This window comes from Exiguobacterium sp. s78 (assembly GCF_018618985.1).
In the GTDB taxonomy this organism is placed as follows: Bacteria; Bacillota; Bacilli; order Exiguobacteriales; family Exiguobacteriaceae; genus Exiguobacterium_A; species Exiguobacterium_A abrahamii.
The window spans coordinates 50,420-65,200 of sequence record NZ_JACSNB010000004.1; the positions used below are offsets into that span (position 1 = coordinate 50,420).

Genomic DNA, 14,781 nt, shown 5'->3' on the forward strand with positions numbered 1-14,781 from the left:
CATGGCAGTGGATACACAGTATGGAGAAGCAATTTGGTTAGATGGAGTCTTTCATGATCCGAAAGATGCGAACACGAGCGTCATGTCACATGCGATTCACTACGGTAGTGGATTCTTTGAAGGAATTCGTGCATACGCGACACCGGACGGACCGGCGATTTTCCAATTGAAGGAACATATCGAGCGTCTCTTCCGCAGTTGTGCGTACTACCACGTCACGATTCCGTATACTGTCGACGAACTTGTTCAAGCAACGATCGATTTAGTTGCGAAAAACGGATTTGAATCGTGTTATATCCGTCCATTCGTGTTCCTCGGTACGCCATGGCAAGCATTGATGGCGAAAGATACGACGGTTCATGTCGGCATCTCTTGCTGGGAGCTTGGGGAATACTTCGATAAAGGTGCTGGCATCCGTGCCAAAGTCGCATCATACCGCCGCGTCTCATCAACGATGATGCCGATGCAAGCGAAAGCGGCTGCGAACTATATGAACTCACAACTCTTAAAAGGTGAAGCGATCCGTGATGGATTTGATGAAGCAATCGCGCTCGACATGAACGGAAACGTCAGTGAAGCGAGTGTTGCGAACCTCTTCCTTCTTAAAAACGGAACGATTCATACACCGTCACTTGATTGTTCAGTACTCGACGGTATCACACGCCAAGTCATTATCCGTTTGGCACAAGATCAAGGCTATCCTGTCGTCGAACGTCATATCGGACGCGATGAGCTGTATGTCGCAGATGAGATCTTCTTAACAGGAACAGCTGCTGAAATCACGAGTGTCGGTGAAATCGATCATATCTCGATCAACGGCGGAACACGGAACGTCGCAGATGAGTTGCTCGATCTTTATCGTCAAGCCGTCACAGGTCAATTACCGCAATACGCGGATTGGTTGACGTACGTGACACCTGCTGTCGCAGAATGACGACGCGTACACTCGTCACGATCGATCGGAAGGCGGTGCGACAGAATGTCGCATCGGTCTTCGCTCGGTCACGTAAACGTATTTTTGCCGTGGTCAAGAACAATGCGTATAACTTAGGTATGCTCGAGATGGTCGAGACGCTGATGGCATCTGATGTGCATCACTTTGCTGTCGCTGAGTTGTATGAAGCCATTGAAATCAAAACGAATTTTCCAGACAGTTATGTACTGGTGATGAATCCGACGGAGGATTTTGAAACAGCACGACGTTTCGGAATCGCACTCGGTGTCTCATCGCTAGAATGGCTCGCCCTAAACAGTAAACAGCTGCAGGGAATCGAGTTACATTTGAAGATCAACGTCGGGATGAATCGTTTTGGTGTCAGTTCGCTTCAAGAGGCGGAAGCTGTCCTTGCGCTTGCGCAAGCAGATTCGCTTGATTTAACAGGTTTATATACACACTTTCCACTTGCCGATGAACCGGATGCGGATCACGATGGACAAGTCGAACGTTTCGTCGCCATTGCCGATGTGTTACGAAAGCGCCATACGTTTACGTATATGCACTCGGAAAACAGTGCGACGATCGTCAAACACGATCCGCGTCTCGCATTTTGTAACTATGTCCGCCCTGGCATCTTCTTATTCGGCTATTCACCGATTGAAAAGATGGACTGGCTCGTTCCTTCGCTACGGATGACGACGGAGGTCGTTGAAATTCGCGAAATTGGACCGGGTGAGCATGTGGGATACGGGACGAACTTTACGAGTACAGAACCGATGCGGATTGCTATCTTACCCGTCGGATATGGAGACGGTGTAGTCCGTGGGCGTGCCGCGTTGCCTGTTCATATTAAAGAAAAACCTTATCCGGTCATCAATAAATTATTCATGAGTCATACGTTCGTCGCTGTCGATGGGACGATTGAGGTCGGAGACGAGGTCGTGCTATACGGGGATGGCGTTGAAATTGACGATATCACCCGGACAGGAGCAGCGAACAATTCAGAGCAGATGTGCGCCCGGTCGTGGCGTTTGACGCATCAGTATCTATAAGGAGGAACTTATTATGTATGGAAGTCAATACCTGACAGAAGAAAACAACACGTTGCACATCGATGGTGTCGCAGCGACCGATCTTGCAGCACAGTACGGAACACCATTGTACGTGATGGCAGAGCGGGAGCTGACGGATCGATTAGCGACCGTCCGGGAACACTTCCTTGATAAGTATCCGAACACGTATGCTTCCTTTGCTTCTAAAGCTCTGACTGTCAGTGCCGTATATGAACAAGTCGTTCGTCATGGTCTTGGAATCGATGTCGTCACAGGCGGGGAACTCTTCATCGCCCGTCAATCCGGGGTTCCGGCAGAACGGATCTACTTCCATGGTTCGAATAAATCGACGGCTGATCTTCAATATGCCGTTGAGCAAGGTGTCGGACGGATCGTCATCGATCACTTTGCCGAAATTGCACAACTGGAAGCCATCGCAGCGCAAGCTGGTCAAACGGTCCATGTCCTGATCCGGATCGTGCCACAAGTCATCGGGGGAGCGCATGCGAAAATCCAGACAGGTGGCGTCGATACGAAATTCGGTTTCTCAACACATGCGTCAGATTACTTGGACGCGATCGAGGCAATTTTAGCATCGGAACATCTGTCGTTACTTGGCATCCATTGTCATGTTGGTTCGCAAATCCAAGATCCGTCACTGTTCGAACAGACAGCTCGGACGATGATGGGCTTTGTCGAAACGATTCGTGCGCACCATGGCTTCACAGTCAGCGAAGTCAATGTTGGCGGTGGCTTCGGTATTGCCTATACACAGGACGATCAGCCGCTTGATTTTGAAGCGACGATCGCACGCGTCATGGACGTGATCGAGACGGAAACGGAGCGACTCGGCATCGAACGTCCACGAATCGGGATCGAGCCAGGGCGCTGGGTCGTTGCGAATGCAGGAACGACACTGTATACGGTCGGGGCCATCAAAGAAATTGAAGGCGTCAGAACATATCTTTCAGTCGATGGCGGAATGACGGATAACATTCGCCCAGCACTTTACGGTGCCGTGTATGAAACCGTCATCGCAAACCGGATGAGTGGTGAAACGACTGAAGTGACGGTCGTCGGAGCAGCTTGTGAATCAGGGGATCTCGTCGCTGAAAAAGCACAGTTGGTCACACCGAACGGTGGCGATACACTTGCTGTCTTTGGGACAGGAGCGTATAACTTCTCGATGGCAAGCAATTATAACCAGTTCTTACGTCCGGCACTCGTTTTCGTTCGGGACGGGGAATCCCGTGAAGTCGTCCGTCGACAAACGTATGCGGATTTGATTCAGTGTGATCTTGGGATCAACGGTGTCCGATCAGAGTCGTAAGAGGTGCGGGGTCAAACGAAAGGACAAAAAAACCGACGCTATCGCGCCGATTTCATGCATGCGATCTAAAGCGATTCTTCTCTTGAATAGAGAGGGATCGTTTTTTTTGTTGTGATCAGCAGATTCAGTTTGGAATTTTTAAGACTTGTCCAATGAGCAATAGGTTCGGATTCGTAATGTTGTTTGCCTGCATCAATGCTGTGACGGTGACACCATATCGTGTCGCAATCGAGTAAAGTGTATCACCGGCTTTAACCGTATAAGTCGTTGTTGGAATTTTCAAGACTTGACCGACGTTCAACAGATTCCAGTTCGTGATGTTATTCGCACTCGCGAGGGCAGAGACCGAGACGTTGTATTTGCGGGCGATGGAATAGAGTGTATCGCCAGCTTTGACGGTATACGTCGTACCGGTTGAAGTCGGTGACCGTAACAGTTCTGAAATCGTGACGAACGAATAGCCTTTTGCTTTTAGTTTTGAAATCATCGTCGGCAAGGCGGTCGGTGTTCCTTTCGCACCAGCACCGGTATGCATCAGAATAATCGATCCGGGAACGACTTTTGGTAATACACGATCCAAGATGGCTGTTGAAGAGATGCCTTTCCAATCCGTCGTATCAATATTCCATTGAATCGTTTTCGTATAACCTGCCGCCCCAACGGCACTCAATACGTTACTATTACTTGCACCGAACGGCGCTCGGAAAATTGGTTTCGTCGTTTTTCCGGTCAAGGACCGGATGAGAGATTCTGTTCGGGATAATTCACTCGTCATCTGGCTTGCTGTTAAGGTCGTAAAATCCGGATGCGAATACGAGTGATTGCCGATTTGGTGTGTAGGAGAGGCGGTTGTGATGTTCTTGATCGATTGAGGATGATTGTTTGCACCACTGCCTGTCAAAAAGAAAGTCGCTTTCACTTGGTTACTTTTCAAGATACTTAAGATTTTTGCAATGTTCGTCCCATCTGAACCGTCATCAAACGTCAATGCGACGACTTTTTGTGTCGTCGTTCCTTTCGTCACAAACGTAGAGCTCGCCGCATTAACCTGTGAAGGAATCGAAAGTGGACTAAGGAGAAGTAATCCGATCATCATGATGGTAGGTTTCTTGATGTTCATCGTCTAGTACCTCCTTCATCAAAAATATGCTTTACAAGTACTCTTTATTAAGGTATTCCCTTTATTTTAAAAAAAGAACTAAGAAATTCCCGTTTTGCAAAGAAATAAAACTAAATTACAGAAAATTTGTTTAAACCGTAATCTTTTTGGGAAACCATAATATATGGAAATAGTAAAAAGGAGTGAGAAGGAATGATCGAATTCAAAAACGTCGGTAAGCAGTTTAAGGACAATGTCGTCTTGAAAGGCTTATCGCTCGAGATTCAAAAGGGTGAACTCGTTGTTTTCATCGGACCAAGTGGCTGTGGGAAAACGACGTCACTTAAGATGATCAATCGACTGATCGAACCTTCTTCAGGCACGATTTTGGTCAACGGGAAGGACATCATGAAGACGGATACGATCGAATTAAGACGTCATATGGGATATGTCATTCAGCAAACCGGCTTGTTCCCTCACATGACGGTCCGGGAAAACATTCAATTGATTGCTGGGCTTGAGGGGAAGAACCACGATGAGATGGATCAACGGACAGAACAACTGTTGACGATGGTCGGGCTTGATCCAAAGCAATTCATCGATCGTTATCCAAGCGAACTCAGTGGTGGGCAGCAACAGCGTGTTGGTTTCGCACGAGCTTTAATGAATGATCCTGATGTCATTTTGATGGATGAGCCGTTCAGTGCACTCGATCCCGTTACCCGTAACGATCTACAGGAAGAACTTTTTAACTTGCAGGAAGAAGTGAAAAAGACGATCGTTTTCGTCACCCATGATATGGATGAAGCGATCAAGTTAGCGGATCGGATATGTATCATGCGTGATGGGGAAATCGTCCAGTTCGATACTCCAGAAGAAATCTTGCGTCATCCAAAAGATGAATATGTCGAATCGTTCATCGGAAAAAATAAAATCTGGAGTAGTCCAGAATTCATCAAGGCAGAAGATATCATGATCGAGGACCCAGTTTCAATCAGTGGCAAACGGACGTTGTTGCAGGGAATTGAAATCATGCGTGGACGCAAAGTCGACAGCCTGTTGATCACCGATCGTGACCGCGTCTTACAAGGGCTGATTAAGTTGAAGAACATCCAGACGATTCCGGATAAGAGCCAACGGATCGAAGAAGTGATGGAGGGCGAAATCATCGCCGTCAATGAACACGATTCATTACTCGATGTTCTTGAAGTCATGAATCAGGAAGAGACTGGTTATCTACCAGTAACGGATGCAACAGGAAAACTCAGAGGGTTGATTACACGTAGTAGCTTACTTTCCGTCTTGAGTGAGCAATTCATTCATGAGGAGGAAGTCCAATGAACGGATTCTTTGATTATGTAAAAAATAATACCGATCAGATCGGTGATTTATTGCTAGAGCACTTACAGCTGACGGTCTTTGCCGTCGTCATCGCGGTCGTTCTCGGGATTCCGATCGGAATTCTGATCACCCGTTACCAAAAGTTCGCGAAACCTGTCCTTGCGCTGACGAGTGTCGTGCAAGCCGTTCCGAGTCTTGCCTTACTTGGTTTCTTGATTCCGTTCATTGGTATCGGATCGACACCAGCGATCATCATGGTCGTGCTTTATTCACTCTTGCCAATCGTTAAAAATACGTACACGGGTCTGTCGAGCATTCCAGGGGACACGCTCGAAGCAGCTAAAGGAATTGGTTTAACGGATCGGCAAATCCTCAGTAAGGTTCAGATTCCACTTGCCTTGCCGATCATGATGGCAGGGATTCGAATTTCAGCCGTTACAGCTGTTGGTTTAATGACGATCTCAGCATTCATCGGTGCCGGTGGTCTTGGTTACCTCGTCTTCTCAGGTATTCAAACAGTTGATAATAACCAGATTCTTGCCGGAGCAATTCCAGCCGGTATTTTAGCACTCGTCATCGACTTCGTCGTCAGTCGGATTGAATACTCCGTGGCGCCAAATGGGATTCCACTTGCAGATGGTCGGATCAAGAATAAGGCACGGAAGCGTCGTAAGGCGATGCCAGCTGGACGTAAGATCGCGATTGCAAGTATCGTCTTCTTATTAATCGGTGGAACGGTCGCTTACTCTTTCCTCAAGGAAGATAAGATCGTCATCGGATCGAAGAACTTTACGGAACAATTGATTCTCGGAAATATGTTAGCGGATTTAATCGAAGATAAAACGGATTTAGAAGTCGAACGTCAATTGAACCTCGGGGGGACGAAAGTCGCTTACGGGGCGCTTGAAAAAGGGGAAATCGACGCGTATGTCGAGTACACAGGTACTTTGTTGATCGACGTGCTCAAGCAAGACGTCGAGACGGATCCAGAAACAGTCTATGCAAAAGTCGGGAAGATGATTCCTGAGAAAAGTCAGGTCGACGTCCTGGACCCAATCGGTTTCAACAATACGTACGCCCTCGCCATGACGAAAGAAGATATCGAAAAATATGACTTGAAGACGGTATCAGACATGTCAAAAGTCAGTGATCGTTTGATTCTCGGATCAACAATCGAATTCGCGAACCGGGAAGATGGTTATCTTGGTCTGAAGAAAAAGTATCCGGACATGAAATTCCAAGATGTACAACCAGTCGATGGAGGACTCCGTTATACAGCATTGACGAATGGTCGAACGAACGTCATCGATAGCTTCTCAACAGATGGTTTGTTACAAAAATTCGATTTAACAGTGCTAGAAGACGATAAAAAGTTCTTCCCACCATACTATGCGGTACCGCTTGTTCGTCAAGAAACACTTGAAGAACATCCGGAGCTGAAGAAAGTCCTCAACACGTTAAAAGATAAGATTACGGATGAGAAGATGCAAGAATTGAATTACAAAGCAGATGTCGAGAAACAGCGTCCTGAAAAAGTCGCGCGTGATTTCTTGATCGAAGAAGGATTAATTTCAAAATAAACAGATAGAGCCGAGGCGGGAATCCGCTTCGGCTCTTTTGGTATGCGCGCTGACGCGCTATATCGTTTTGGAAAATACGTAATCAAGTGATTAAATTATTTTTTGATGCGACTAGCGAGCCAAGCGCGAACAGTGCGTTGCTGAATCATACACGTTCTTCCTCTCGGTTTAATGTTCCAAAGCGGTGCTCGGCATCTTTAACGATACGTGCTTGAATCTCGACTGTCAACCAATCTGTTTCTGATTCGGGTAACGTCGGCAAACCGTAACTTGGGTTATTCGTAGATGAAAACAAATCAGACATGATGCGTTCTTCGTATACTGGAATCATGTAAAATCCCCTCTCTGTGTCTTGATTCATCTCTTACACCTCTAGTGTACGAAAGAATTGTAAAGACGGAAGAGGGGAGGTATTAAGAACCTGTGAACTTTGTAAACGTTCTCACAAACTTGTCATATCCTCTGTAATAGCTTCACAACTGTCAGCATACTGCTGACCTCGTTTCACGTATTTTCGGACTGTTCGTTCCATGATGAATCGATCATGGTCACTGATATCCCGGACGATTTTTGCAGGAACACCCATGACCATCGCGCCGGCAGGTACCTTCATTTTTGGCGGAACAAGGCTCCCCGCAGCAACGAATGCTCCTTCTCCGATTTCGGCTTCATCGAGGATCGTCGCCGACATTCCGATTAACGCTCCTTTTCGAATGATTCCGCCGTGAATCATCGCCATATGACCAATCGTCACTTCATCTTCAATGATGGTCGGATATCCTTCATACTGATGAATCATCGAACCATCTTGGATGTTGACGCGTTCCCCGATGTGAATCGGACCTTCATCTCCGCGTATGACCGTATTGAACCAGACAGATGAGTCTTTTCCGATCGTGACCTCTCCGATGACTTTAGATCCGTCTGCTAAATAAACGGATGGATCGATGTTTGGAACAAGTGAACCGACACGATATTTCATGCGTTTTTCCCCCTCAGACATTAAATCGATACTCTTTCATCTTGACGTTACAAAAAATAAATTGCAACAGCTTCCAAACTAATTGTAAGATGGTAAAAATACGCTTACAACAGGAGGAGACAGGATGGAACAAACAGTGCGTGAACGATTGATCGCGATTGCTGCAAAAAAAGAGAAAGCAGCCGTCGTCTATCAGAATATTTCAGTCATTGATGTCATGACACGTGAGACATATACAGCAGATGTAGTGATTGATTCAGGCTATATTGCTGCTGTCGGAGAGGGGTATGAGGGAATCGAGAATCGTCCGGGAGAAGGACTTTTCATCGCACCAAGTTTCGTCGATGCCCACGTCCATATTGAATCATCGATGGTGCCACCGAGTGAGTATGAGCAAGCGATTCTACCATTAGGTGTCACGACGATCATCGCCGATCCGCATGAGATCGCGAATGTCAAAGGAGCGGAAGGATTATCCTTCATGCTAGACGATGCTGAAGGTCTCGCCCTTGATGTCCGCATGATGCTACCGAGCTGCGTACCGGCTACTTCGTTTGAACACGCGGGAGCATCTCTTGATGCGGCGGCACTTGCACCGTTCGTCGATCATCCTGGTGTCCATGGTTTGGGAGAAGTCATGGATTATCCAGCGGTCGAACGAGCCGATCACGATATGCTCAAAAAAATTAAACAGATCGAAGACGCAGGAAAACTGGTCGATGGTCATGCGGCGGGACTCGAACCACGCGAAATTAACATTTATGGTGTCGCCGGAATTCGAACGGATCATGAATCTGTCAGTAAGGAAGATGCGATCGCCCGAGCACGTCGTGGTCTGTATGTCGAAGTACGGGAAGGTTCGGCAGCTCGAAACTTAAAAGAAGTACTCGATGCTGTGACGGAAAGCAATGCGAGCCGTTTCCTCTTCTGTACGGATGATAAACATTTGGACGATACATTACGCGAAGGTACGATCGACTATAATATCCGCTATGCGATTCGTCATGGAATTAAACGCGAAACAGCGTATGCGATGGCATCGTTGCATGCGACGAATGCGTATCGTTTAGACGATCGGGGAGCCATCGTACCAGGACGCCGGGCGGACTTCGTCTTGTTATCCGATGCCGATAACGTCGTGATTGACGAGGTGTATATTCAGGGGAATTGCGTCGCGCGATCTGGGAAAACGATTCGACCTATTCGACGTGCTTATGTGCCGGAGTCATTACGTGGAACCTTGAATACAAAACCGATTACACCAGAAGTATTTGCCCTTCCACTTGAATCAGCACGGGCGCATGTCATCGGAGTCATTCCAAAAAGCATCGTCACCGAGCACTTGATTCTCGACGTTCCACTTCAAGACGGGCATTTCATGCCTGTGCCGGAGCAGGATCTCTTAAAGATCGCTGTCATTGAACGGCATCACGGCACATCCTTCTCGGCAGTCGGGATTGTCAAAGGTTTCAAGATGAAACGCGGAGCGATTGCGGCGACTGTTGCCCATGATTCGCACAACCTCGTCATCGTTGGCGCGTCGGATGAGGAAATGCAACTGGCTGCGGAACGTCTCGTCCAAGCGGGTGGAGGAGTCATTGCTGTCAATGGGCAAGAGGTACTTGCTGAGTTACCGCTTGAAATCGCTGGACTGATGACGAATCGTCCCTTCCAAGAAGTTGGAGATACACTCGAAGCATTGAATGATGCCCTCGATGTGTTAGAGGCGGATCGCTCCTTTAATCCCTATTTGACGATGTCATTCCTTTGCTTACCGGTCATTCCGGAGTTGAAGCTGACCGACAGTGGATTATTCGACGTAAAACACTTTCAGCATATTTCAGTACAAGCAGACTGATGTCCGTCGCGAGTCTGAGTCTTATTCCGGGACTCAGACCGTTTTTCTATCAATCGAGTTACGATAAAATCAAAAAAAGCCACTTTACAAAACAGCTAAAATTCCTTAATGAAACTTAATAGTTTGGATGTTGAATCATTTTGGAAAGCTTGTTATAGTAAGTTCTATATCGTTTGTGAGAAATCTCACTTTCTATGAAACTTTTATCTAGAAGGGTCGTAGAAAACAGTAGGACAACAAGGTTAGAAAGGAGATCATCATTATGGATAAGACCTATTTTGAAGGACATGAAGCCTTGATTGCGGATGTCTACCGTTCATTCACGCGTCAATTTCATGCCCTACCGACACATCGACGAACGAAACGTCAGTTGCGAAATCTTGCATTCTCCGTCATTCGTCAAGCTCGACCGACATATGAGGAACGCACCGTTCTTTATGCATACTTCGCTGAATTCTTCCGAGCAGTTGAGGAAGGACAGGATGAAGAGATTGCTTTTTACAAACAAATTGCACAGTAAAGACCCCCGATGGCTCCGTCAGAAGGGGTCTTTGTTGTTTTTTGAGAATGTCGTCTGGAAATAAAAAAACAAGTAGGGAACGAGGTCCGCTACTTGTTCATCAATGTTTTAAAGGGTTATTTTACTTCCATCCATTTAAAGCTCATATCGGCACCGAATGGGTGACGGTACAATTTATCAATGTTTGTCCGTTGTAAGTAAGCTTCCCCTTTTTGGTAGATTGGTGCGATGGCGTAGTCTTCTGTCAACAGCATTTTTTCAGCTTCTTGCATGTCCGACCAACGTTTCGCTTCATCTGCTTGTTGTTTTGCTCCTTTAATGAGATCATCGAACTTTTTGTTCGAGTATTCCATCCGGTTGAAGCTTCCATCCGTTAACCACATATCGAGGAACGTCATTGGATCCTGGTAGTCAGGTCCCCAACCAGCCGCAGAGATATCGTAATCTCCCTTCGATTCGAGTTCGAGGAAGTTTTTGAATGGTTGTTGTTTGATTTTGATCGTCAAACCAGGCAGGTGCTTCTCAAGATCTCCTTTTAAGTACTCAGAAACCTTCTTAAAGGCATCTTCATCTCGTGAGAGCATGCTGAGTTCAACTGTTTTCACACCAAGTTCCTTCAAGCCAGCATCCCAAGCTTTTTTCGCGGCGTCAGCATCGTAGCTTTGAAGATCTGGATATTTCGCGCGGAAGTCTTCCCCATCTGGTGTAAACGTGAAGTCTTTCGCGACGATGAAGTTTGCTGGTTTTGATCCATCGTTTAGGATGACATCTGTAATCCCTTGCTTTTCAAAACCAAGCGCGAGCGCTTTTCGGATGTTCTTATTTTTCAAAGCTTTATTCTTTTGGTTAAAGCGAAGGAAGTTGATCCGAGCATCTGGACGTGTCTTGTAATCATCTGATTTTTCATACTGCGAAACGAACTCAGACGTAATTGGTGCGAAGTCGACTTCTTTCGCTTCGAACAGGTTGACGCCAGTTGAGATTTCTTTGACGACCTTGACATCGATTTTATCCATCTTGACATTCGCTTTATCCCAGTAATCTGGATTTTTCTTGTATGTCCAGCCAGCATTTGCTTGCCACTTATCGAGGACGAAAGGTCCGTTGAAGACCATTGTATCAACACTTGTCGCGAACTTATCGCCTTTATCTTCGACGAATGATTGTTTTAATGGTAAGTAAGTTGGGAAACTTGTCAAACCAAGGAAATAAGGTGCTGGAGCTTCAAGTTGGACTTCAAGTGTTTGATCGTCGACTTTCTTGACACCGAGCTCATCAAGTTCAGCGTCGCCAGCCATGATTTTGTTGGCGTTCTTTAAATCTTGTAAAATGTACGCGTATTCTGCTGCTGTCTTCGGATCAAGTGCGCGTTTCCAAGCATAGATGAAATCATCTGCTGTGACGGCTGATCCATCTGACCACTTCGCATCTTTACGCAGTTTGAATGTGTATGTTTTTTTATCTTCCGACACTTCGACGCTTTCCGCGATTCCAGGTGTTGGTTTGTTATCTCCATCAAGACGATATAGCCCTTCAAAGACGTTGTTCGTGACGATGATGGAAGTCGAGTCCGTCGTTTTCGTCGGATCTAGCTGAGGTACATCCGTCGTCGAAACGAGTGTGACTTCCTTTTTTTTGTTTTTCGAATCTGATCCGCTTGTGTTTTCGTCATTTCCTTGCCCGCATGCAGCGACAGCAAGAAGCGCGATGCTGGAAAGTCCAGCAAAAGCGATTTTCGATGGTTTATTCATGGAACGATGACCCCCCGAGAGTTAGTGTTAAATATTTCAGAAAAATGTGAACATATTGTTAATTTAAGTGAAAGTGATTAAAAATGCAACATAAATTTTCAGATAATTCTCACTGATCAAGGTCTATATCCTCAATTCCAAGCGATTTCAAATAGTCATAAAGTAGGAATAAGGTCAGCTTATGCGGGGAATACATTCGTAACGTCAATCGAACGGGATTACCACGTAAACGCATATTCGTAATACGGACACCTTTACGCTCAAGAGCAAGAACGATGTCCGTCGGATCAAGTCCGGAAGGAAGTAAGAGATGCGCAACGAGGACATTTGCTTCGAACCGACTATTGTTGATACGTCCCATCATCCGAGTTAAACCTTCCAGTAAGAGGAAGAGAAAGAGAACGAGAAAAATCGACTCCCAGATGAAACCTGCACCGACAGCGATTCCAATCCCGCTTGCACTCCAAATAATAGCGGCAGTCGTTAATCCGCTGACGATATCATGCGGTCGACGTAAGATGACACCAGCGCCGATAAAACCGATTCCGGTAATGATTTGGGCGACGAGACGCATCGGATCCATCTGAACATTCGTCGCCATGTCATGGTAGAGTAAGACCGATTTGATGGAAACGATGGTTAACAAGCAACTGATCAGGGTAATTACGAGGCTAGTGCGTATACCAACCGGTTTATTTTTGATTTCACGCTCGAATCCGATGAAAATTCCAAGCGTAGCGGCTAACAGGAGTTTTAGAAGGTCTTCGAGCTGAAATACATGAATCCAGTTCATTTGTCTCAAATCCTTTCTTTACTTTAAAAGGTGATTTGTTATAATGACTTTTGTGTCTTTCGAATGAATATACGTAAGATGTAATAGATATACGAAAAAGGAAGTGTCTCATCATGAATCAACAAAAAATCGGATTCTTTGCGCTCGCTGCAATGGTCATCGGTTCCATGGTCGGTGGAGGAGCTTTTAACCTTCCTGGTGCAATGGCCCAAAGTGCAAGTGCAGGGCCTATCCTCATCGGGTGGAGTATAACGGGGATTGGCATGATCATGCTCGCGCTAGTATTCCAACATCTCGCCAATAGTAAACCAGAGCTTGAAGGCGGTATCTATGCCTACGCGCGTGAAGGGTTCGGACGTTTCGTCGGTTTTAACAGCGCTTGGGGATACTGGGTATCGGCGTGGATCGGAACAGTTGCGAATATCACGCTCGTGTTCAATGCGATTAGTTATTTCTTCCCGATTTTCGCAGCAGAAAATCGAATATTCCTTCTTTTGATGAGTATAGTCGTCATCTGGGGATTGTTCTGGCTCGTCTCGAGCGGAATCAAGGAAGCGACGCTGGTCAATTTGATTACGACGATCGCAAAGCTCGTTCCAATCTTGATTTTCATTCTTCTAGTAGGAATTGCTTTTAATATCAAAACGTTTAATTTGGATATCTGGGGAGAGGGAACAGAACTCGGTTCGATTTTTGATCAAGTAAAAGGAACGATGCTCGTCACACTATGGGCTTTCGTCGGTATCGAAGGTGCTGTCGTCTTATCAAGCCGTGCCAAAAACCGAAGTGATGTCGGGAAGGCGACAGTAACAGGACTTGTTGGCGTTCTTGTCATCTATATCTTAATTTCCGTTTTATCACTCGGAGTGCTCAGTCAAGAACAACTAGCTGGATTAAAAGAACCGACGATGGCGTATGTATTAGAGGCAGCGATCGGACCGGTCGGTGCGACGATCATCATGATTGGTTTGATTATCTCACTATCCGGCGCACTTCTCGGATGGACGATTCTCGCATCGGAGATTTCGTATCTCGTTGCAAAAGACGGCGCATTTCCGAAAGCATTCGCAAAAACGAACCGGAAAGGTGCTCCAGTCGGTGCGCTGTTGATTACACAAATCGCGACACAGGTCGTCGCTGGAATCGCACTCTTCTCAGCACAAACCTATCTTGTCCTGTCGAGTATCGCTGGGATTTGTGCGTTATTGCCATATTTATTGTCAGCGTTGTATAGCATTCGGACATCGCGAGAAGAGCGCAATCAGAAAATGTTACTTTTCTCTGTCATCGCATCAGCGTATTCAATTTGGCTCGTCTATGCGTCGGGTATCTGGTACATCGTCATCGCGGCATTAGTCTATGCGCCAGGGATTCTCGCATATGCGTTAGCAGAGCGAGAACAGCAACGGACGGGCATGTCACGTTATGAGTGGATTGCCAGTATGATTCTCGTTGTCTTAGCAGGAGTAGCTGTTTACGGAATGGTTGTAGGAGAAATTCAATTGTAAGAAACTCTATGCAAAAGAAGTCACGGTGAT

13 protein-coding genes are annotated in these 14,781 nt (G+C 46.3%); 8 read left to right on the forward strand and 5 right to left on the reverse strand.

Going from position 1 to position 14,781, the window contains the following annotated elements:
• The first annotated feature begins 1 nt into the window (after position 1).
• Genes KNQ18_RS14690 through lysA form a run of 3 tightly spaced genes read left to right on the forward strand, consistent with a single transcriptional unit; the run spans position 2 to position 3,319 of the window.
• Complete coding sequence (locus KNQ18_RS14690; protein ID WP_023467124.1) at positions 2-934, forward strand: branched-chain amino acid transaminase; 933 nt, start codon at positions 2-4, stop codon at positions 932-934.
• Positions 931-1,989: an alanine racemase gene (alr, locus tag KNQ18_RS14695; RefSeq protein WP_055966600.1), complete on the forward strand. Its 1,059-nt coding sequence runs from the start codon at positions 931-933 to the stop codon at positions 1,987-1,989. Before KNQ18_RS14690 ends, alr begins: the two co-directional genes overlap by 4 nt.
• 13 nt (positions 1,990-2,002) lie before the next feature.
• A complete protein-coding gene (gene lysA, locus KNQ18_RS14700; RefSeq protein ID WP_149426811.1) occupies positions 2,003-3,319 on the forward strand; it encodes a diaminopimelate decarboxylase in 1,317 nt (438 codons plus the stop codon).
• Positions 3,320-3,443: 124 nt separating this feature from the next.
• Here lysA and KNQ18_RS14705 read toward each other — a convergent pair whose 3' ends face one another.
• Positions 3,444-4,439 carry a LysM peptidoglycan-binding domain-containing protein gene (locus tag KNQ18_RS14705; RefSeq protein ID WP_214806222.1) on the reverse strand — a complete coding sequence of 332 codons (996 nt, stop codon included), beginning with the start codon at positions 4,437-4,439 and terminating at the stop codon, positions 3,444-3,446.
• Positions 4,440-4,631: 192 nt separating this feature from the next.
• On the opposite strand from KNQ18_RS14705, the gene KNQ18_RS14710 reads away from it, so the two are divergent.
• Together KNQ18_RS14710 and KNQ18_RS14715 are read left to right on the forward strand one after the other, a co-directional pair.
• Positions 4,632-5,759, forward strand: coding sequence for an ABC transporter ATP-binding protein (locus KNQ18_RS14710; RefSeq protein ID WP_029340778.1), 1,128 nt, complete (start codon positions 4,632-4,634; stop codon positions 5,757-5,759).
• Positions 5,756-7,339 (forward strand): ABC transporter permease/substrate-binding protein, encoded by a 1,584-nt coding sequence (locus KNQ18_RS14715; RefSeq protein WP_029340779.1) that lies wholly within the window; start codon positions 5,756-5,758, stop codon positions 7,337-7,339. The genes KNQ18_RS14710 and KNQ18_RS14715 overlap by 4 nt, the downstream gene beginning before the upstream one ends.
• A 145-nt stretch (positions 7,340-7,484) precedes the next feature.
• Here KNQ18_RS14715 and KNQ18_RS14720 read toward each other — a convergent pair whose 3' ends face one another.
• Positions 7,485-7,670 carry a hypothetical protein gene (locus tag KNQ18_RS14720; RefSeq protein ID WP_215085275.1) on the reverse strand — a complete coding sequence of 62 codons (186 nt, stop codon included), beginning with the start codon at positions 7,668-7,670 and terminating at the stop codon, positions 7,485-7,487.
• Between the two features lie 111 nt (positions 7,671-7,781).
• Positions 7,782-8,321, reverse strand: a complete 540-nt coding sequence (locus tag KNQ18_RS14725; protein ID WP_050678069.1) for a gamma carbonic anhydrase family protein — start codon at positions 8,319-8,321, stop codon at positions 7,782-7,784.
• A 124-nt stretch (positions 8,322-8,445) separates the two neighbouring features.
• On the opposite strand from KNQ18_RS14725, the gene ade reads away from it, so the two are divergent.
• Both ade and KNQ18_RS14735 read left to right on the forward strand, forming a co-directional pair.
• Positions 8,446-10,179: an adenine deaminase gene (gene ade / locus KNQ18_RS14730; RefSeq protein ID WP_215085277.1), complete on the forward strand. Its 1,734-nt coding sequence runs from the start codon at positions 8,446-8,448 to the stop codon at positions 10,177-10,179.
• A gap of 262 nt (positions 10,180-10,441) precedes the next feature.
• Positions 10,442-10,699, forward strand: a complete 258-nt coding sequence (locus KNQ18_RS14735; RefSeq protein WP_023467133.1) for a hypothetical protein — start codon at positions 10,442-10,444, stop codon at positions 10,697-10,699.
• A 116-nt stretch (positions 10,700-10,815) separates the two neighbouring features.
• Here the strand turns inward: KNQ18_RS14735 and KNQ18_RS14740 are convergent, their stop codons facing one another.
• Together KNQ18_RS14740 and KNQ18_RS14745 are read right to left on the reverse strand one after the other, a co-directional pair.
• Positions 10,816-12,450 (reverse strand): peptide ABC transporter substrate-binding protein, encoded by a 1,635-nt coding sequence (locus tag KNQ18_RS14740; protein WP_029340783.1) that lies wholly within the window; start codon positions 12,448-12,450, stop codon positions 10,816-10,818.
• A gap of 109 nt (positions 12,451-12,559) precedes the next feature.
• Complete coding sequence (locus KNQ18_RS14745) at positions 12,560-13,243, reverse strand: MgtC/SapB family protein (RefSeq protein ID WP_149426816.1); 684 nt, start codon at positions 13,241-13,243, stop codon at positions 12,560-12,562.
• 110 nt (positions 13,244-13,353) lie between these two features.
• Here KNQ18_RS14745 and KNQ18_RS14750 point away from each other — a divergent pair, with 110 nt between their 5' ends.
• Complete coding sequence (locus KNQ18_RS14750; protein WP_208796388.1) at positions 13,354-14,751, forward strand: basic amino acid/polyamine antiporter; 1,398 nt, start codon at positions 13,354-13,356, stop codon at positions 14,749-14,751.
• The last annotated feature ends 30 nt before the right edge of the window (positions 14,752-14,781 follow it).